Source organism: Chryseobacterium sp. SG20098 (genome assembly GCF_031844745.1).
In the GTDB taxonomy this organism is placed as follows: domain Bacteria; phylum Bacteroidota; class Bacteroidia; order Flavobacteriales; family Weeksellaceae; genus Chryseobacterium; species Chryseobacterium cucumeris.
On record NZ_CP134622.1, the window covers coordinates 4,796,896 to 4,814,838 of the forward strand.

General features: G+C 37.5%; 16 protein-coding genes. 3 read left to right on the forward strand and 13 right to left on the reverse strand.

Features of this window, described 5'->3' with window-relative positions; genetic code table 11:
• Window positions 1–20: 20 nt before the first annotated feature.
• The 5 genes from mgtE to RHP76_RS21985 all read right to left on the reverse strand — a co-directional run bounded on the left by mgtE (window position 21) and on the right by RHP76_RS21985 (window position 3,396).
• A complete protein-coding gene (gene mgtE, locus RHP76_RS21965; protein WP_047432715.1) occupies window positions 21–1,343 on the reverse strand; it encodes a magnesium transporter in 1,323 nt (440 codons plus the stop codon).
• Window positions 1,344–1,689: 346 nt separating this feature from the next.
• Window positions 1,690–1,839 (reverse strand): bacteriocin-like protein, encoded by a 150-nt coding sequence (locus RHP76_RS21970; protein ID WP_157885751.1) that lies wholly within the window; start codon window positions 1,837–1,839, stop codon window positions 1,690–1,692.
• 153 nt (window positions 1,840–1,992) lie between these two features.
• A complete protein-coding gene (locus RHP76_RS21975) occupies window positions 1,993–2,139 on the reverse strand; it encodes a bacteriocin-like protein (protein ID WP_002980914.1) in 147 nt (48 codons plus the stop codon).
• 33 nt (window positions 2,140–2,172) lie between these two features.
• On the reverse strand, window positions 2,173–2,313 hold the full coding sequence (locus RHP76_RS21980; protein WP_311229069.1) for a bacteriocin-like protein: 141 nt from the start codon (window positions 2,311–2,313) through the stop codon (window positions 2,173–2,175).
• A 534-nt stretch (window positions 2,314–2,847) separates the two neighbouring features.
• Window positions 2,848–3,396, reverse strand: a complete 549-nt coding sequence (locus RHP76_RS21985; protein WP_311229070.1) for a pyruvate decarboxylase — start codon at window positions 3,394–3,396, stop codon at window positions 2,848–2,850.
• Window positions 3,397–3,569: 173 nt separating this feature from the next.
• Between RHP76_RS21985 and rpsO the strand changes: the two genes are divergently transcribed.
• Entirely contained in the window at window positions 3,570–3,839 is a 270-nt protein-coding gene (gene rpsO / locus RHP76_RS21990) for a 30S ribosomal protein S15 (RefSeq protein ID WP_034692246.1), read from the forward strand.
• A gap of 301 nt (window positions 3,840–4,140) precedes the next feature.
• On the opposite strand, the gene RHP76_RS21995 is transcribed toward rpsO, so the two are convergent.
• Both RHP76_RS21995 and RHP76_RS22000 read right to left on the reverse strand, forming a co-directional pair.
• Complete coding sequence (locus tag RHP76_RS21995; protein ID WP_120233086.1) at window positions 4,141–4,500, reverse strand: DUF4260 domain-containing protein; 360 nt, start codon at window positions 4,498–4,500, stop codon at window positions 4,141–4,143.
• 126 nt (window positions 4,501–4,626) lie between these two features.
• The gene (locus tag RHP76_RS22000) at window positions 4,627–6,048 is read right to left on the reverse strand and encodes a sugar MFS transporter (RefSeq protein WP_120233087.1); all 1,422 of its coding nucleotides are present in this window, start codon (window positions 6,046–6,048) and stop codon (window positions 4,627–4,629) included.
• A gap of 439 nt (window positions 6,049–6,487) precedes the next feature.
• Here RHP76_RS22000 and RHP76_RS22005 point away from each other — a divergent pair, with 439 nt between their 5' ends.
• Window positions 6,488–8,743, forward strand: coding sequence for a polyribonucleotide nucleotidyltransferase (locus tag RHP76_RS22005; protein WP_311229071.1), 2,256 nt, complete (start codon window positions 6,488–6,490; stop codon window positions 8,741–8,743).
• Between the two features lie 316 nt (window positions 8,744–9,059).
• Here RHP76_RS22005 and RHP76_RS22010 read toward each other — a convergent pair whose 3' ends face one another.
• The 6 genes from RHP76_RS22010 to RHP76_RS22035 form a co-directional block, all read right to left on the reverse strand.
• The gene (locus RHP76_RS22010) at window positions 9,060–11,477 is read right to left on the reverse strand and encodes a TonB-dependent receptor domain-containing protein (RefSeq protein ID WP_311229072.1); all 2,418 of its coding nucleotides are present in this window, start codon (window positions 11,475–11,477) and stop codon (window positions 9,060–9,062) included.
• 6 nt (window positions 11,478–11,483) lie between these two features.
• On the reverse strand, window positions 11,484–11,924 hold the full coding sequence (locus tag RHP76_RS22015; protein ID WP_311229073.1) for a MarR family winged helix-turn-helix transcriptional regulator: 441 nt from the start codon (window positions 11,922–11,924) through the stop codon (window positions 11,484–11,486).
• Between the two features lie 102 nt (window positions 11,925–12,026).
• Complete coding sequence (locus RHP76_RS22020) at window positions 12,027–15,269, reverse strand: ABC transporter permease/M1 family aminopeptidase (protein ID WP_311229074.1); 3,243 nt, start codon at window positions 15,267–15,269, stop codon at window positions 12,027–12,029.
• 2 nt (window positions 15,270–15,271) lie between these two features.
• Window positions 15,272–16,144: an ABC transporter ATP-binding protein gene (locus RHP76_RS22025; RefSeq protein WP_311229075.1), complete on the reverse strand. Its 873-nt coding sequence runs from the start codon at window positions 16,142–16,144 to the stop codon at window positions 15,272–15,274.
• A gap of 261 nt (window positions 16,145–16,405) precedes the next feature.
• Entirely contained in the window at window positions 16,406–16,609 is a 204-nt protein-coding gene (locus RHP76_RS22030; protein WP_002980904.1) for a helix-turn-helix domain-containing protein, read from the reverse strand.
• A 1-nt stretch (window position 16,610) separates the two neighbouring features.
• Window positions 16,611–17,126, reverse strand: coding sequence for a DUF2975 domain-containing protein (locus RHP76_RS22035; protein ID WP_062671338.1), 516 nt, complete (start codon window positions 17,124–17,126; stop codon window positions 16,611–16,613).
• A 332-nt stretch (window positions 17,127–17,458) separates the two neighbouring features.
• Here RHP76_RS22035 and RHP76_RS22040 point away from each other — a divergent pair, with 332 nt between their 5' ends.
• A complete protein-coding gene (locus RHP76_RS22040; RefSeq protein WP_311229076.1) occupies window positions 17,459–17,800 on the forward strand; it encodes a TfoX/Sxy family protein in 342 nt (113 codons plus the stop codon).
• Window positions 17,801–17,943 lie beyond the last annotated feature (143 nt).

Consider the following 17,943-nt stretch of genomic DNA (forward strand, 5'->3'; position numbering starts at 1 on the left):
ATGTTAGATGATGCCTAAAATTACAAAAGTTTTCCGGTTAAGAAAAGTCCGGCTACGGTAAAATAGATAATAAGTCCCGTTACATCCACTAATGTTGCTACAAACGGTGCAGAAGAAGTAGCAGGGTCAAGATTTAATTTCTTTAAAACAAACGGAATCATAGAACCTGATAATGTTCCCCATAATACAATAGCAATCAGGGAAACAGAAACACTCAATCCTACGTATACCCAATACTGGCCGTAATCAAACAAGCCAATTTGCTGCCAAAGCATAATTCTGATAAATCCGATAACCCCTAAAATTGCTCCGAGACATAATCCGGAGATAATTTCTTTTTTCATGACGTACCACCAATCTTTCAGACTGATTTCCTGCAGCGCCATTGCTCTGATAATCAACGTTGCAGCCTGTGATCCGGAATTTCCTCCACTGGAAATAATCAATGGAACAAATAGAGCGAGAACAACTGCTTTTTCAATTTCTTTATCAAAATATCCCATAGCAGAAGCCGTCAGCATTTCCGAAACAAATAAAATGATCAGCCAGGTAGCTCTTTTTTTGATCATTTCTGTCCATGAAGTCTGGATGTAAGGAAGATCCAATGCTTCCAATCCCCCGAACTTCTGGATGTCCTCCGTGTTCTGCTGCTCAATCTGATCGAGAATGTCATCAATAGTCACAATTCCTACCAGAACACCGGCTTCCGTAATAATAGGAAGAGCACCACGGTCATACTTTTCGAAATAGGTTACCGCATCTTCTTTGGAAGTCGTTGTAGTAATCGCCACAAAATGATTGTCTGTGATGTCGGAAACCAAAGTATCTTCCTCTTCCAGCAGTAAAGTTCCGATGGCAAGGTCATCAATCAGACGGTTTCTTTCGTCTACCACGTACAGGTAGTTCATGGTTTCCACTCTTTTTCCTACTTTTTTGATCTGCTGAAGACATCTTTTTACCGTCCATTCCTTACGGATCTGGATATAGTAAGGTGTCATCAGACGGGCAATCGAATCCGAGTTGTATCCAAGAAGCTTTAAAGCAATCCTTCTTTCCTGGGGGTTAAGATGGTTGATGGAATACTTGATCAGCTCATCCGGGAAATCCTCGAAAAGAGCAGTTCTGTCATCCGGAGTCATGGCATTCAGAATTTCGGAAACTTCATCGCTTCCGATACTTCTGATGGTTTCTTCCTGAAAATCAGGGTCAAGATGTGAAAAAACTTCTGCTTTGTATTCTTTCGGAACCTTCAGGAATGCGAGCAGCCTCTCATCAGCAGGAAGTTCGCTGAGAGTTTCGGCAATATCGGCAGGGTTGAAGATAAGTTCGTCTCTAGAATTCAAAACGTGAAATTTTTTGGATATGCAAAAATAATTCAAATTTTTAAGACTGAGTAATAAACTGGCAAAATTAAGGATTAATTAAAGTTTATTGTTTCAGTATAAGGGAAAAAAAAACACCCGCCGAAGCGGATGTGCAAAAATTAAATTTTAAATTCCAATATTCTTTATATTGGTTCGCATTCTGAAGTGGGAATGTATGTACAAACAGCGTTTGTACAGCATTGGTAAGGACCACAATCTGAATTGTCACCGCACTTTTTTATCCCGCTTCCTTTAATGTTTTTTTGTTCAAGCCTGTTGAGCTTCTTAAGATTTAAATTCTTCATACTATATGATTGTATTTAAATTAAGGCTCTATCATGCAGTCATGGTCAAGGCATTCTCCATTACAGCAATATCCAACAGAGCAAGGTCTTGTGATGCTGCATCTGAAAGGTCCGATACCGCCGTTAATTTGCTTGGCAGATTCTCTACTGAGTTTTTTTAGATTTTTCATACTGTTATAGTTTAGATTTAATGTCAGACTAAAATAGTAAATATTTCTATATTATTCATTTTGGAGTGAAAATATTTTACTAGTAATCAGTGTTTTATTTATGTTTTAAATAAAAAAACACCTACTAAGGCAGGTGTCTGTAATGATCATATATTATTCCAGGGGACATGGATTAACAACACAGGTGTTGTGACAACACGATCCTCCCGGACATTCGTAATGTTCTGTACATCTTTTGAAAGGTCCGCTGCCTTTAATTTCCTTTTGTACTTGTCTGCTGAGTTTTTTTAGATTTTTCATAAATTTTGATTTTATATGGTTTAGTTTTATCTTTTATTCAAGGCAGATGAAAGGATAGCAGATTCCAAAGCAACACCATCCAACGGTACATGGATTAGTTTCGCTGCATCTTTCCATAGTTCCTCCATTAATTTGTTTTGCTTTTTCTCTGCTGAGTTTCTTTAGATTTTTCATGAGATTTTGGTTTTAATGTTGGTCTAAATTAGTGAAAAATATTTAATAAATCATTATTTAGTGAAAATATTTAATTGTGTATCAGTTGTTTATGGTGGTTTTTTTAATAAAAAGCACCTGTTCGTAAGGATGAACAAGTACTTTATTTAACATGAAATATTTATAATTCTGGGCATGCATACGCAACACATAGTCTGTGGCAGCATGAACCGCCAGGACATTCGAAATGATATTGACATTTCTGAAGACGTATGATACTCCCCAGGATTTCTTTCTGGCTTTCTCTGCTTAGTTTTTTTAGATTTGAATTTTTCATAATAATTTAGATTTAAGATAAAACTAAACTAATGAAAGCTTTCAACTTATTGATAAGGATAGAGATACACTACAGAATAGTGTCTATAAAAGAATTATGATTATGAATCAGTCTGATATGTGGATTGACCTGCATGAAAAAAATTCACCATTGACTTGCAAAGCAAAATTGACCATTGACGATAAATGACTGTCAATTCCAACCTTAAACCTCAAATCTTAAAGCTCTGCTTCTGTAGGTTTCAGTTTTCTCAGCTTCTTAATGATTCCTTTTATCGCTCCTTCGGTTCCTATTTTAACAGAGTTGACTGTAGAACCCAGCAGACGCATATTTTTACGATAAGTATCATGATCGGTTTCTGTGACAAGAGTTCCGTCAGCACCAAAGAGTTTCATACTCACAACCACCTGATTGGAGAAAACATACTTTCCAAATCCCACTTTAAAATATCTCACTTTGGAAACAATGGCAAAATCTGCATCATTGTTGAGACAGTAATCTGCAATAGTCTGTTTGTCTATACTGTCGAAGGGAACCTGAACCTCCGCCCGGAGCATTTTATTTCTTCTGTTACTGAAATTATCGGTAACAGCATCAAAGAAAGCGTTGTTGGTGGGGTCTTTTATTTCGTCGATATCAGGCTCTACCTCAGGATTGAAGTAAAGAACTTTTTTTATTTTATCATCAGCATTTTTCTGGGCTTTTACCGTTGTAAATCCGATGAATAAAAAAGTAGTAACCGCTGTAAAGAATATAATTTTTTTCATTTGTAATTCGAATGCAAAATTACTGCCTTTTCGTTGGATGGCATACAAATTATTAAGAAATTTTTAACATTTTTTTCTATCAAATTTGATATATGAAATCAATAATGTTTGCAGAATCAAAAAATAGTCGTAATTTTGCACCCGTTACATAATAATCATTAAACAATATTGGAATGTACTTAACAACAGACAAAAAGCAGGAAATTTTCGCAAAACACGGGAAATCTGCACAAGACACAGGAAGTGCTGAAGGACAAATTGCTCTTTTCACTTTCAGAATCAACCACTTATCTCAGCACCTAAAGGCTAACCGTCACGATTTCAACACAGAGAGATCTCTAGTGAAATTGGTAGGTAAGAGAAAAAGTTTATTAGATTACCTTAAAAACAAAGATATCGCAAGATATAGAGCAATTATTGCTGAACTAGGTTTAAGAAAATAATCTATAAAGATTTTCAAAATAAAAAGCAACTTCTAAAGAGGTTGCTTTTTTGTTTTACGCAACAGGGGATTTTTTACCACAAATGCCACAAAAAGTTTCTTACGGAGTGACAAACTGTATGGATAGACCAATGCGCCAATTGTGTCATTCCGTAGGAATCCAGCCGTATTAAAACAACAAAAAAAGCCTCAACAAAAACTCCAATCCTGACCAACGTCACAACTAAAGACGTTATAATTCCCCTCCCTCGGAGGGGTGGCGAAAATTCAAAGAATTTTTGACGGGGTGGTTTACAACCTCACTACTCAGCCTTCTTTCCAATCTTTCCCAAATGTGTATTCTGAAAACTATCGGGATATTTCAATCCATAACCCAGAATTCTGTCAAATGCAGAGTGAGAAAACAAAATAGCTCCGATCATTTGTAAATAGGGCAGAGACAAGGCTGTTCCGGCAAAATAAACGATAATGGCTACTCCTAAATGATGGAAGAGATTGTAGAAGAAAGCGCCCGCTTTATTATTAACCGTATATCCCAGCATAGAAATATCCGGTGCGAGGAAAAGTCCGGCAAACCACCACCACGAATATTCCGTTTGTGCAAAAGCATATATACCTAAGAGTAGAAATGCGGCATATTCAAGCTTTAACTGTATTTTCATAATGATTGTGTTAGTTTATACGATAAGTTCTTTTTTCTCATGAAAAGTTACATTTTAAAATCTGAATAAAGAAAGCGGAATACCTTTGAGATATTCCGCCTTATACATTTTGATTTGAATTTGATTTTAATGCCCGGACTTTGCTTCGGTACTTTCTACATGACCCAGATATTTGGTACAGTACGCTCCGAATATCAGAATTACCAGATAACAGAATACAGGAATAATAAATGAATGCTGTACTCCAAACTGATCGGCAAGATATCCCTGGAAAATAGGAACAATAGCTCCTCCCAGAATAGCCATTACCACTAATGAAGATCCCTGGCTGGTATATTTACCCAGTCCTGAAATAGCCAGTGTGTAAATATTTGAGAACATAATAGAATTGAAAATTCCGATTCCTAAAATACTGTACATCGCCAGCTCACCATGATTTACCATTGCAGAAATCAACAAGGCAACATTGATTGCTGCAAAAATGGATAATGTTCTTGCCGGAGCTGCTTTACCCACGAAAAAAGCAATGAAATTAAGGATGATAAACACAAGGAAAAAGCTGATCTGACTGAAAGTAAGATTGACAATGCTGAAAATCACAAGGAAAACTGCTGCCGCTGCTCCCAGCATATACAGAGCCTTTTTGCTTTGGCTTATGGATTGATTTAAAGAAATGGCTCCCAAAAAACGGCCAATCATCGCTCCTCCCCAATATAAGGAAAGATAATTTTTACTGATGATCTCATTAAAACCCATAATCTGTGGCTGCTCAAGGAAACTGATGATAAAACTTCCTACGGCAACTTCTCCGCCTACATAGCAGAACATAGCGAATACACCGAATTTCAGGTGGCTGAATTCAAGGGCTCCCCAACCTTTTACGATTTCTTCTTCACCCATCTGGAAGGAAGGAAGCTTCACTCTGGAAATCAATAAAGCAACCAGTAAAAGGATACCTGCAAAAATAAGGTAAGGAATTCTCGTCGCTACCGCACTGAATGATCCGTCCGGAGATGAGAAAAATTCAAAAATCAGGTGACCTCCAAGTACCGGTGCAATGGTGGTTCCGAAGGCATTGAATGCCTGAGTCATGTTCAGTCGGCTAGATGCAGATTCTTCACTTCCCAGCAATGAAACATAAGCGTTGGCTGTAATCTGCAGTACTGTAAAGCCAAGTCCTAAAATAAACAAAGCTCCCAGAAACAGCGGATAATAAGAGAACGTAGCTGCCGGATAAAACAGAACGCAGCCGAATGCTGCCAGAAAAATTCCGAACAGGATTCCCTTCTTATAGCCTAATTTATTGATAGGATCTCCTTTCGTAATGGAAATCATAAAATAAATCAGTGACCCGATAAAGTAAGCTCCGAAGAAACAGAACTGTACCAGCATGGATTCGAAAAAGGTAAGATTGAAAAGTTGTTTCAGATACGGGATCAGGATATCATTCATACAGGTGATGAATCCCCACATAAAAAACAGCAGGGTGATGGTAATCAACGGAACCGTATAATTCCTGCTTTGAGATTGTACTTCTTTATTAATCATAAACATTTATTTATCTGGATAAGGATAGTTCCTTAACTTTTTTAGCCTACAGCATTGTAATTGGTGAAGTAGGGCAAATATAGGGATCAGCCTATTGGTTTGCAATAATTTTAATCATTTTTAAAATGAAATAAATACTTTTTTTAAGATCAATATGTTATTTTCATTTTTTGAGACAATAATACAAAAACGACGGGATTTTTCAATACATTATCCTCAAAAAAATACTTTTTTATTTTCGTAAATGGTGTATAAGTTCAGATTACTAATGCAAATTTTCAAACTTTCATCAATTGATAGCCAATTTTTTGTATTTTAAACGCCTATTAAAGCAATCGAAAAATTTAATATATCATTATTATATAGTACCTTTGCAAACGAAAATTTAAAGAGTTTAAATATTAATCATACTCAATACGGAGTATAAAGAAGCAAATTTATGAGTATACCTCAAGCGTTTACAGAAACGATTATCCTTGCAGACGGCAGGGAAATCACTATCGAAACGGGAAAGCTGGCTAAGCAGGCTGACGGATCTGTAGTGGTGAAATGTGGCGGAACTATGCTTTTAGCAACAGTTGTAGCCAACAAAGAAGCCAATCCTGGTGTAGACTTTTTACCATTAACGGTAGATTACAGAGAAAAATTTTATGCAGGTGGAAGAATTCCTGGGAATTTCTTCCGTAGAGAAGCAAAACCATCTGATGATGAAGTGCTTACAATGAGATTGGTGGACAGAGTATTACGTCCTCTTTTCCCTGAAGATTTCCATGCGGAAGTACAGGTGATGATTTCATTAATTTCTTACGATAAAGAAGTAATGCCTGAAGCATTGGCAGGTTTGGCAGCTTCTGCAGCTATTGCAATTACAGATATCCCTTTCAACGGACCAATGTCTGAAGCAAGAGTAGTAAGAATTGACGGGCAATTGGCCGTTAACCCAAGTTATGAAAACTTATTAAAATCAGATATCGACATTATGGTGGGAGCTACTAAAGACTCCATCGTAATGGTAGAAGGAGAAATGAAGGAGATCTCTGAGCAGGAAATGCTTGAAGCCATCAACTTCGCTCACGCTGAGATCAAAAAACAGATTGAAGCTCAGGAGAGATTAGCTGAAAAAGTAGGAAAATCTTTCCCTAAAAGAGAATACAGCCACGAAGATCACGATGAAGAAATTCGTGAAAAAGTATGGAAAGAGTGCTATGATAAAGTATATGAAGTAGCAAAAACTCCATCAAATAAAGAAGAAAGAGGAGAAAAATTCAAAGCGGTTCTTGAAGAGTTTTTAGCACAATATGCTGAAGACGAAGAGGAATTGGCAAGAGTAACTCCATTCGTTAAAGTATATTACCATGACGTAGAGAAAGAAGCAATGCGTCAGATGATCCTTGAAGACAATATCCGTCTTGATGGTCGTGATCCTCAGACGATCCGTCCAATCTGGTCAGAAATTGATTACCTTCCGGGAGCTCACGGTTCTGCGATCTTTACAAGAGGAGAAACTCAGTCTCTGACTGCGGTAACTCTGGGTTCTGTAAAAGATGCGAACATGATCGACAGCGTAATCACGCAGCACGACGAAAGATTCTTCTTACACTATAACTTCCCTCCATTCTCTACAGGTGAAGCAAGACCTTTAAGAGGTACTTCAAGAAGAGAAGTAGGACACGGAAACTTAGCTCAAAGAGCATTAACAGCAGTAATTCCGCAAGAAAATCCATATACAATCAGAATTGTTTCCGATATCTTAGAATCTAACGGTTCTTCTTCAATGGCAACAGTTTGTGCAGGTACATTAGCATTGATGGATGCAGGGGTTCAGATCACAAAACCTGTTTCAGGGATTGCAATGGGTCTGATCACCGATACAAAATCAGGTAAATTTACCGTACTTTCCGATATCTTAGGAGATGAAGATCACCTTGGAGATATGGACTTCAAAGTAACAGGTACTGCAGACGGTATCACAGCTTGTCAGATGGATATCAAAATCCAGGGACTTTCTATGGATATCATGGAGAAAGCTTTGATGCAGGCTAAAGACGGAAGATTACACATCCTTAATAAAATCACGGAAACGATTTCCCAGCCAAGAGCAGATGTGAAGCCTCACGCTCCGAAAATGGTGGTTATGGAGATTCCAAAAGATTTCATTGGAGCTGTAATCGGGCCTGGTGGAAAAATTATTCAACAATTACAGAAAGATACAGATACGGTTATTGCTATCGAAGAGATGGGAGAAATCGGACGTATCGAAATTGCAGGAACAGACAGAGAAAAAATCAATGCAGCTATTGCTAAGATCAATGAAATTACTTTCGTACCGGTTGTAGGCGAAGTTTACAAAGGTAAAGTAGTGAAAGTAATGGACTTTGGTGCATTCGTAGCGATCGCTAAAGGAACAGAAGGACTTCTTCACATTTCTGAAATTGAGTGGGCTCGTCTGGACAAAGTTCCTTATGCAGAAGGTGATGAGGTAGAAGTGAAGTTCATGGGTTATGATGACCGTAAGAAAATGAAACTTTCCCGTAAAGTTCTTTTACCAAGACCTCCAAGACCGGAAGGACAAGGTAGACCTGAAGGACAAGGAAGACCGGAAGGACAAAGAAGACCGGAAGGACAGAAACCACAAGGTGAAAAGCCACAAAGCGAAAAACCCGTGGAAAACCAAACTCCATCTAACGAAGCTTAATAAGATTCATTCTTAAACATAAAAAATCCCTCAATTTGAGGGATTTTTGCTTTTTATACCATAAGTTATAAGTTGGAAAACGCAAAGGCGCAAAGTAATTTTAATTTAATATTGATTAGGGCGCAAGAAAATCGAAGATTTTCAGCAAGCATATTGTTTTATTTTTTGCATTTGCTTTGCCTGCCCAATCGTGAGAGACTAAAATACAGGTACAGTTATTTGGTGCTCAATTTTATCGAAGATAAAATCTTTGCGTCTTAAAGACAGTATTTTATTTCTCCTTCTTCGCGTCTTTGCGTTTTCCAACTTCTTACAATTAATTTCCCACTCTCTGCTTCAGGTCCTCAGCACCGCCTGTTTTTCTGGGCTGTCCGTTTTTGGAAGAACCAAAATTGTAAGTATAGGAGAGGGTTGCCACACGGGTATCTCTTTTTACAGCGAAGTTTTCTAAATAATCATTATACAGCGTTTGCCCTTTGATATTGCTGGTAAAGAAAACATCTGTGAAGGAAAGCTTCAGAACACTGTTGTTTTTAAACTTCTTCTGCGCTCCGATATTCAGATACCAGTTCGGGCTCACATTCAGATAAGCATAGATTTCTCTGGCTTTGTAATTTCCTGTAAGTTCAGCAGTGAAACCATTTCCCAGCTTAAAGGAATTAATACTGTTGATACTGAATGTAAAATTCCCTTTATTATTGATCTGGGTTCCGGAGACATTTCCTGTGTAGGAGCCATAATAGAAATTAGCACTGTTATTCATATCCCACCATTGGGTCACCTTTACCGGAGCGATCAGGTTTAATCCGAAATAAGAAGCAGAATTCAGGTTTTCAATGGTCTGTACGGTTACAATCTGCCCGTTTTCTATGACAGGTTTTAGGATGTCTGTGATATTATCAGAATTCCTGCTGTAGCTTAAAGTGGCAAAGTATTTATTACTCAGACTGTAGGTTAATTCATAATTCATCGTGATTTGAGGGTTCAGATCAGGATTCCCGGCTTTCATTGTAGTAGGATCAAGATAGAATTTGAAAGGATTCAGCTGGTTGTAGCTTGGTCTTGTAATTCTTCTGCTGAGATTGATTTCAAGGTTGCTTTTATCCGTCAGATCATAACTCAGAACAGCGCTTGGGAACAGTTGGGTATAATTTCTTTTATTGATTTGATGGGTGGTAATCTGAGTTCCTTTTACATTGGTATTTTCAACTCTTAAACCTGCTGTAGCTTTAAATTTTTCCCATTTTTTGGACACATTTCCATACACTGCATTGATGTTTTCCTCATAAATAAAATGATTGGTTTTCCCAAGATCCGGAACAGGAATACCAGAACTGGCGTTGAAAAATTTCAAATCATTGTCTGTCTTTACAAAACTGGTTTTCACTCCGCTTTCCAGCTTCCAGTCGTTGCTGAAATTTTTTGTAAGATCAGATTTTAAAGAATAGATATTCAGTTTTCCGTCCATATCACCTTTAATAATGTCAAGATTATCCGTATTGCTGGAAATATCATGTGTTCTTGTATCAAAGCTCTGCAAAGAAGAGTTAGCGTAATTAATGTAGTCAAAATCGGTAGAAATATCAGAACCCAGCGAATCAATCGTATATTTATGATTAAGGTTGAATGAAACATTGGTCCAGCGGTCATTCGATCTGTTGACTGTTGTGAATGTGCTTTCAGGAAGGTAGTTGCTGCCCAGTGTGACGTTGGAATTATCACCGTTCACATTGAATTTGTTGGAAACCAGACCCACAGAAAATCCAAGCACATTCTTGTCGTTCAGATAATAATCCATTCCCGCTTTGGCCACATGGCTGTTGAATTTGAATTTCAGATAATTATCCTGCACATACGCTTTCTTAAAGGTATTGGCTTCATAGAAATTTCTGTCGAGAACCAATCCGTTGTAAGCTTCCCTGTACGCAAAGCTGTAATTTCCGAAAATATTGATGTTTTTATTTCTGTGGTTGATGCTGAAACTGTTGTTGTTTTTCACATATTTACCCGATCCCAGAGAGCTTGAAATAGTTCCGTTAGTTCCTTTTCTCTGTTCCTTTTTAAGTTTAATATTGATAATGGCGGATCCGGCAGCGTCATATTTTGAAGAAGGATTGGTGATGAACTCTATCTTTTCAATGGTGGAAGACTGGATTCCCTTTAGATAATTGGCAAGATCAGTTCCCGTCATGGGAGTATTTTTACCATCGATCTGGATCAGAAGGTTTCCTTTTCCGCGAAGACTGATATTGTCGTTATTGTCAATATTCACTCCCGGAGCCTTTTCGAGGACTTCAAAAGCGGAATTTCCGGTGCTGGCAATACTGTTTTCAACGTTCATGATCATCTTTCCATCCTGTCTTTCAATGAGAGGCTTGGTTTTGGTGATCGTTACTCCTTCAATCGATTTTACATTCAGGTCAATGGGACTGAGGGTCTTATTTTCGGTTAATGAAATATTTTCCGAGTGATAAACCTCAGTACCGTTTTTATTAATTTTTACCTGATAAGTTCCTTCTTTTAAATCATTAAAATTGAACTTACCGCTGTTATCAGCAATTTCTGTTTTGATCAATTTCTGATCAGCATCAAAGAGATTGATCTCCATCTGCTCTGCTTTGTCGGATTTTATGTTTCCTGACAAAGTCAAACTCTGCATTGCCTGCTGGGCAGAGATCCTGCTGTTGAACAGCATCAGCATACAGACAATAATAAGTGAGAATATTCTGGTCATAGCGTTTTACTTTTTAGGGTTGAGACAGTTTTCTGAAATTTTCAGTAAAGCTGAATACATCACTTCCAGTTCTTCATTGCTGATGCCCTTTAAAGCAGTTTTACGGTTCTTTTCTACGATATTCTGAACCTCTTTAATTACTTTTACCCCGGAATCTGTCACTTTCAGCTGGGTTTTTCTTCGGTCTTCAGGATGAACTTTTCTGATAATGTATTCGGATTTTACCATTAAATCAATCATTCTCGTGACAGAAGCATTGTCCTTAAAAACCAGATCACCAATTTCATTCTGGGTAATTCCCGGGTTTTCCAGAATTGCTTTGATGATAAGCCATTGATCAATAGTGATCGTATAACCATGCACTTTTAGCTGGCGTTGAGCATAGTTTCTGTAAGATCTGATCGCTTTGTCTATGTTGTAGAAGATGATTGAATTTAACTTTTCCATATTTTCAGATTTAAAATGATATATCAATTATTGATATGTCAATTAATTAGTAAATCATCATTTTACTTTGTTACAATTCCTGAAAAATATTTTCAAAAAAGATTAAAAGCTGTTACCGGTTTCTTTGGACTTTGCCTTTACAGAAGCAGTTTTAGACTCTGAAGTAAAAGTTATATTTTCTGTGGTTTTGAATAATCTGTCGATTTGCTTCCTGGTGGAAATATCCGGAGCAATGTTGTAAAACTCATTGATCAGATTCAATGAACCAGGTTTTTTGGGATATTGATTGTTGTTGAGAAAATTTTTCAAAGCCAGGTTCACTTTATCTTCACCGATTAAGTTACTCAGCTGTACCATTGCTGAAGCTCCTTTGGAATATGAAATATGAGGAACATCTCCGGTTGCTTTATAAATCGGAACATTTTCAGACAGTCCTTTTTCATTGTCATAGATCTGCTGATGTACGTTGATTCTTTCCATCATTTTTTCTTTGCCATGCATTTTTTTGTAGAGCATCATTTCGGTATACATGGCGAGGGTTTCAGTAAGCATCACAGAACCTTCTCTGTCATCAGGGTCGATCTGGCTGTTGCCCCACCAGAGATGGGAAAGTTCATGGCCTGCCAGCTCATTGATGACATCCTGTTTCTTATCCGCCAGAATATTGGCGTGGAAAACCATATCCTCAGGCATAAAAACAGCAGAAGGATAGGCTGTAGCGGCAAAACCTCTGGTAAAAGAAGAAATCTCCGCAAAATTGATGCTTTTAAAAGGGTACGGCCCGAAATTCTGCAGGCAGTAATCTAAAGTAAGCTTTGCGTTTTCAAGAAGGTGATTCACATTCTCAAAGTGTTTCTGATGATAATAGATATTGATGGAAATTCCTTTATAGTTCTCGCTTTTGATCTTATATTCAGCAGATGAAACGGCAAACCGGAAAGGAATCTGATCTGCTTTAAACTTGAAATAGTTGCGCCCGGCCTGTGACCATTTTCTGACAAGATCTCCTGTTCCTATGGCTGTTTGTTTCTTTTCGGTGGAAATCATCATGGTAAGATTGATAAAATCCCTTTTTTGAACTTCAGAAGCTTCAGGTTTTTTCAGCTCAGCAAGTTTTCCAAGGTTGAACTGGCTTCTTTTTTTTTCATCCTGAATTTCATTATCCTTCTGATATCCAATTGTTGGATAATATCTGCTGATTCTCATAAAAGACCCGTTTTCAATAATAGCATTGAAAGACTGGTGTCCGTTGACCGCAAACCATTGATAGGAGATTTTAAAATCAAGAGAAGCTGTTTTACCAGGCAGGAGAGGTTTTTGTAATGAGACTTCTGTAATATGGTTATTAATTTTCGAGATTTCAGTACCACACTTTATCACAGCAGATTCCAATTTTAAATCCTCATTAAAATTGATCAGAATCTTATTGATAGGTTGATAGGTTTGATTTTTAAGGATATATTTTCCAACAATCTGATAAGCATTTTTCGAAGGATACAGCGCAATTTCTGTAGCAATATCGGTGATATCCGGCTGTGGAAGTTTTTCATACTTTCGATAGTTTTTTTCATATTCTGCCGAGCTTAGAATAGCCTGATCTTTATTTTTTGGAATATAACCTTTCATAAATAATACTCCGGCAAAGATTCCTGAGATGAGCAGAATGATACTGAAACCAGATGCAAGTACAGGAACTTTTTTAATTTTTATAATACTGTTGAGCATCCATAAAATACTGATAATCCCTGTTCCGAATAATAGTCTTTGAGCAAAAGCTTCTTCATAGATTCCATAGCCGTTAAACTCACTGTAAGTCCCTTTAAAATCTGAGAATATTCTGAAAAGAGGGTAGGGTATCAATTTCCCTGAAACCGGACCTGATACTATAAAAACGGCAAGAATGGAAACTCCAAGGGCTATGAATTTGTTGGGAATTCTGTCATTTATCAAAAGAATCAATCCTGAAAAGAGGATCAAAGGGAAAGTATTGAAAAGAAAAACACCGAGATAAGCATTCCAATCAATATGAAAATACTGATAAGCCGCCTGAAAAATAATGCCCTGAATAATTAAAATTCCGCTAAAGAAAAACAATAAAAAACTGATGGAAATGAAATGGCCGGTTAATCTGTTTTTTGATAAATAGGTACTGTTTTCAATCAGAGAAAATCCTGAAGAAGAACTTCTCCAGTAGACATCGTTTAAAAAATAAACGGAAATAAGAAGTCCAAGCAAATGGAAGTTTTCTGAAATGGTGGCCGCCATAAGACCTGAACTCGCATACTTCTGCGGAAGACGGATGCCTTTTTCAATTTCGGCATACATTTCCATTCCCACAGAGAATAATAAAAGAATCGATACAGCAGGAATGGCAATGCTTTTAAACAAATAGGTAAGATCGGTTTTTGTAAAGGAGAATACGGACCGGAAAGAACTCCATCCATTGAATCTGGGTGTAACAGTGGAGTATTCAGCTCCATTTGTTTCCGAAAATGTAAGAGTATTTCCTAATGTTTTTACTTTCTTTCCTGAGGTATTGGAGAAAGAAAATAATCTATACGAAAGCAGAAGAATTCCAACAGATATAAAAGAGAATAAAATTCTGTTAAACAAAAGATAACCAGAGAAAGGTACCAGTTGAATATTTTTCTGATGAGCTGTGAGATCACGGGCTTCCATAAAATAAGCGGATAATCCAAAAGGATCTATTAAAGCCGAAAACTGTTGCGTTTCCAGTGACTGGGGAAGACTTCCCGCCATAAAGGGTGAATTGGAAAACAGCAGGATAATCATGTAAGAAACATACAGAAGCAGTCCGCCTACTACAATCAGCAGTTTTTTCCTGACAATAAATGCAATGAGAAAAAGGAAACTGCAGACAAATAAACTGTTGATAAAACCGAATATGAATAAAGGGTATAAATAATGGACAATGTTAAAACCTTCCTGCATTTCACTTCCCGTCCGCATCATCTGACCTATGATAAATCCTGTCATTAGGAAAGAAAAACTTAAAAACGTCTGTAAAAAATAAGCATAGAATTTCCCTTTCAGGTAAGTGAGTTTTGACAATGGGAATGAAAACAGAATACTGTCAAATTTTGAATCCTGATCTTTAAAAAGCAGCTGCAATGCATAAACCGTAGCGAAAAAAATCACGGCAAGGCTCAGCATTCCGGTCATAAAACCAATGGTGTAGGGAGAGTTTAAATAAATCCCTTCTCCTACTGAAAGATTGAACTGATTGCCAGAAAAGATGCCCATTCCTATTAAAAGTAAGGCCACAAGATAGGTGAGCCAGTGCTTGGAAGAGCGTCCGGCTTCAAATAAGAATATCGCGTTCATGATTAAGGTTTTTGGGTGAGTGTATGGAAGTAAACGTGCTCCAGCAAAGGGGTTACAGGGCTGAAATCTTTCGGAGATTCTTCAGAAAATACAGTGATGTGGAGTTCTCTTTCCAGAAGCTGCCTGCTGATGATTTCATAATTGGAATGATAACTTTCCAGTTCGTTTTTGTCGATAGATTTGGACCAGATTCTGTTGTCAAGCTCTGCAATGAGTGTTCCGGGGTTTCCTTTTCGGAGGATTTGCCCATGATTCATCACTGCCATTTCTGAGCAAAGATTTCTGACATCTTCAACGAGATGCGTGGACAGAATGACGATAACCTCCTGGCTGATATCATTGAGCAGCGTATTGAAACGGTTACGTTCCTCAGGATCTAATCCTGCAGTAGGTTCATCTACAATGATGATCTTCGGATTTCCTAATAAGGCCTGAGCAACACCGAAACGCTGTTTCATTCCGCCAGAAAAGGTATGAACTTCTTTTTTCGCAAAATCAGAAAGGTTGACTTTTTCCAGCAAACCCAGAATCTGGTTTTTACGTTCGCTTTTGTCGGTAATCCCTTTCAATACGGCAATATGTTCCAATAGATCGTACGCGGAAACTTTCGGATATACTCCAAAATCCTGTGGGAGAAATCCGAGATTCTGTTTGATATAATCAGGGTTTTTGGCGATGTCCACTCCGTTGAAAAGTATTGTTCCGGAGGTCGGTTTCTGAAGTCCGACAATGGTTTTCATTAAAGAAGATTTTCCGGCTCCGTTCGGACCAAGAAGCCCGAACATACCGTTTTTGATGTTGAGTGAAATGTCTTTAATAGCCTGAAATCCATTTTTATAGGTAAGGCTAAGGTTGTTGATGGTTAATGTGTTCATAACGTTGTGTTTGGGGAATAGAAGGACAGGCGGCCTTTCGGCAGCAATTTTAGAAGTTTAATGGCTGGAAGCTGGAAGCTAGAAGCTAGAGGTTAGAAGTTAGAAGTTAGAAGTTAGAAGTTAGAAGTTAGAAGTTAGAAGTTAGAAGTTAGAAGTTAGAAGTTAGAAGTTAGAAGTTAGAAGTGAACTCTTATACTCACTACTCTCAAACCCTCTTACTCTCAAACCCTCAAACCCCGAAACTCGCATCCCGCAACTCGTCTACTCTTTAAATTCAAGAATATCTCCCGGCTGGCATTCCAGGATTTTGCAGATGGCTTCCAAAGTATCGAAACGGACACCTTTGGCTTTGCCGGTTTTAAGGATAGAGAGGTTCACGGGCGTGATACCCAGTTTTTCTGCCAATTCTTTACTCTGCATTTTTCGTTTGGCAAGCATCACATCTAAGTTGACTATAATTGGCATTTTAAATAAATAGGTCTTGTTCGTTTTGCAAATGTAGTCCTTGCTTAAAGATATTCGCAAGAAACAGACAGAAAATTCCAAGCATAAAGTGAATAAACACCAGTCCCCATATGATACTTTCTACTTCCACAAAGAAACTCGCGATAATAACCAGAGGAAGCGGAATAAAAATATTGTACAGGTAAAATCTCTTAAGCTGAATGATATTTTCCTGAGTAAACAGTTTCTGTTGGAAAAACACTTTGAAAACCCTGGCAGATAACCAGAAAAAGATTCCATAAGTGATAAGCACCAACATAAAGGAAAAGATCATATAAGGATAATTGTTTTCGATATTCAGAAACGGTTGTTCTGTAAACGGATAATTGATGTGAAGGAACTGGCCTTCTTTATAAGGCGTGACCGCAAATCCGCTCATCAGACAGAATAAGGAATACCCAAAAGTGACTAAATATCCGGCCGAAAGTAAGGCGCAGATATAGAATAAAATTCTTGCAATAATTTTGGTCTGGTTCATGGTATGAATTGTAATTACTATTGCAAATGTATAATTAATTATCGTAAAACAATAATTTATTTAAATAAAATTTTAATTTTTGAATTTTGAATTCATCAATAATATTAAAAAAGTAAGGTGTTAATCACAGTTTTTTATTAATTTTAATAAGAGAAAAGCTGATCAACTTATCCTTTAAGTAATACTCAAGAAATGATTATATGGTTTTCTTATTGATACCCTTCGACAGGCTCAGGGTGGCAACTGGAATACCAGCCGAAATTTTAAGCATTGTCAGGTTAAGCCTGTCGAGACCATTATTATTGAAAGGGATAAATCAAAAAATTGAAATCATGGCTTACAGTACAGAACTTGCCGACCGCGTACGTGAACGGCTTTCAATGGAAAATAATATAGAGGTCGAGGAAAAGAAAATGTTCAGCGGACTGTCTTTTCTGGTGAACGGAAAGATGTGCATCAACATCAGTCATGATAATCTGATGTGCCGTTACAATCCCGAACTGGAAGATGAGGTTTCGGAGAAGAAAGGTTATCTCCCAATGATCATGAAAGGGAAACAGTTAAATAGCTATTGCTATGTAGAACCCATAGGTTTTAAAAAAGCAGACGATTTTGAGTATTGGATTAAAATATGTCTTGATTATAATCCATTGGCGAAGGCGGCGAAGAAGTGAGTTTTGGGTTGGAGGGTTGGAGAGTGGGAGCGTTTGAGGGTATGAGAGTGTGGTGGAGAGTTTCGGGATTCGGGATTCGGTTTTGGAGAGTGTTTTAGGGTAGGTGAGTGAGAGAGTGGGAGCGTTGGATTTCAACAGTCCCA

Coding starts and splice junctions, on each gene's coding strand:
- RHP76_RS21970 (WP_157885751.1), bottom strand. CDS start 1,839: ATGAAAAATCTAAAAAAACTCAGTAGAGAATCTGCCAAGCAAATTAAC.
- RHP76_RS21975 (WP_002980914.1), bottom strand. CDS start 2,139: ATGAAAAATCTAAAAAAACTCAGCAGACAAGTACAAAAGGAAATTAAA.
- RHP76_RS21980 (WP_311229069.1), bottom strand. CDS start 2,313: ATGAAAAATCTAAAGAAACTCAGCAGAGAAAAAGCAAAACAAATTAAT.
- RHP76_RS21985 (WP_311229070.1), bottom strand. CDS start 3,396: ATGAAAAAAATTATATTCTTTACAGCGGTTACTACTTTTTTATTCATC.
- rpsO (WP_034692246.1), top strand. CDS start 3,570: ATGTACTTAACAACAGACAAAAAGCAGGAAATTTTCGCAAAACACGGG.
- RHP76_RS21995 (WP_120233086.1), bottom strand. CDS start 4,500: ATGAAAATACAGTTAAAGCTTGAATATGCCGCATTTCTACTCTTAGGT.
- RHP76_RS22000 (WP_120233087.1), bottom strand. CDS start 6,048: ATGATTAATAAAGAAGTACAATCTCAAAGCAGGAATTATACGGTTCCG.
- RHP76_RS22005 (WP_311229071.1), top strand. CDS start 6,488: ATGAGTATACCTCAAGCGTTTACAGAAACGATTATCCTTGCAGACGGC.
- RHP76_RS22010 (WP_311229072.1), bottom strand. CDS start 11,477: ATGACCAGAATATTCTCACTTATTATTGTCTGTATGCTGATGCTGTTC.
- RHP76_RS22015 (WP_311229073.1), bottom strand. CDS start 11,924: ATGGAAAAGTTAAATTCAATCATCTTCTACAACATAGACAAAGCGATC.
- RHP76_RS22020 (WP_311229074.1), bottom strand. CDS start 15,269: ATGAACGCGATATTCTTATTTGAAGCCGGACGCTCTTCCAAGCACTGG.
- RHP76_RS22025 (WP_311229075.1), bottom strand. CDS start 16,144: ATGAACACATTAACCATCAACAACCTTAGCCTTACCTATAAAAATGGA.
- RHP76_RS22030 (WP_002980904.1), bottom strand. CDS start 16,609: ATGCCAATTATAGTCAACTTAGATGTGATGCTTGCCAAACGAAAAATG.
- RHP76_RS22035 (WP_062671338.1), bottom strand. CDS start 17,126: ATGAACCAGACCAAAATTATTGCAAGAATTTTATTCTATATCTGCGCC.
- RHP76_RS22040 (WP_311229076.1), top strand. CDS start 17,459: ATGGCTTACAGTACAGAACTTGCCGACCGCGTACGTGAACGGCTTTCA.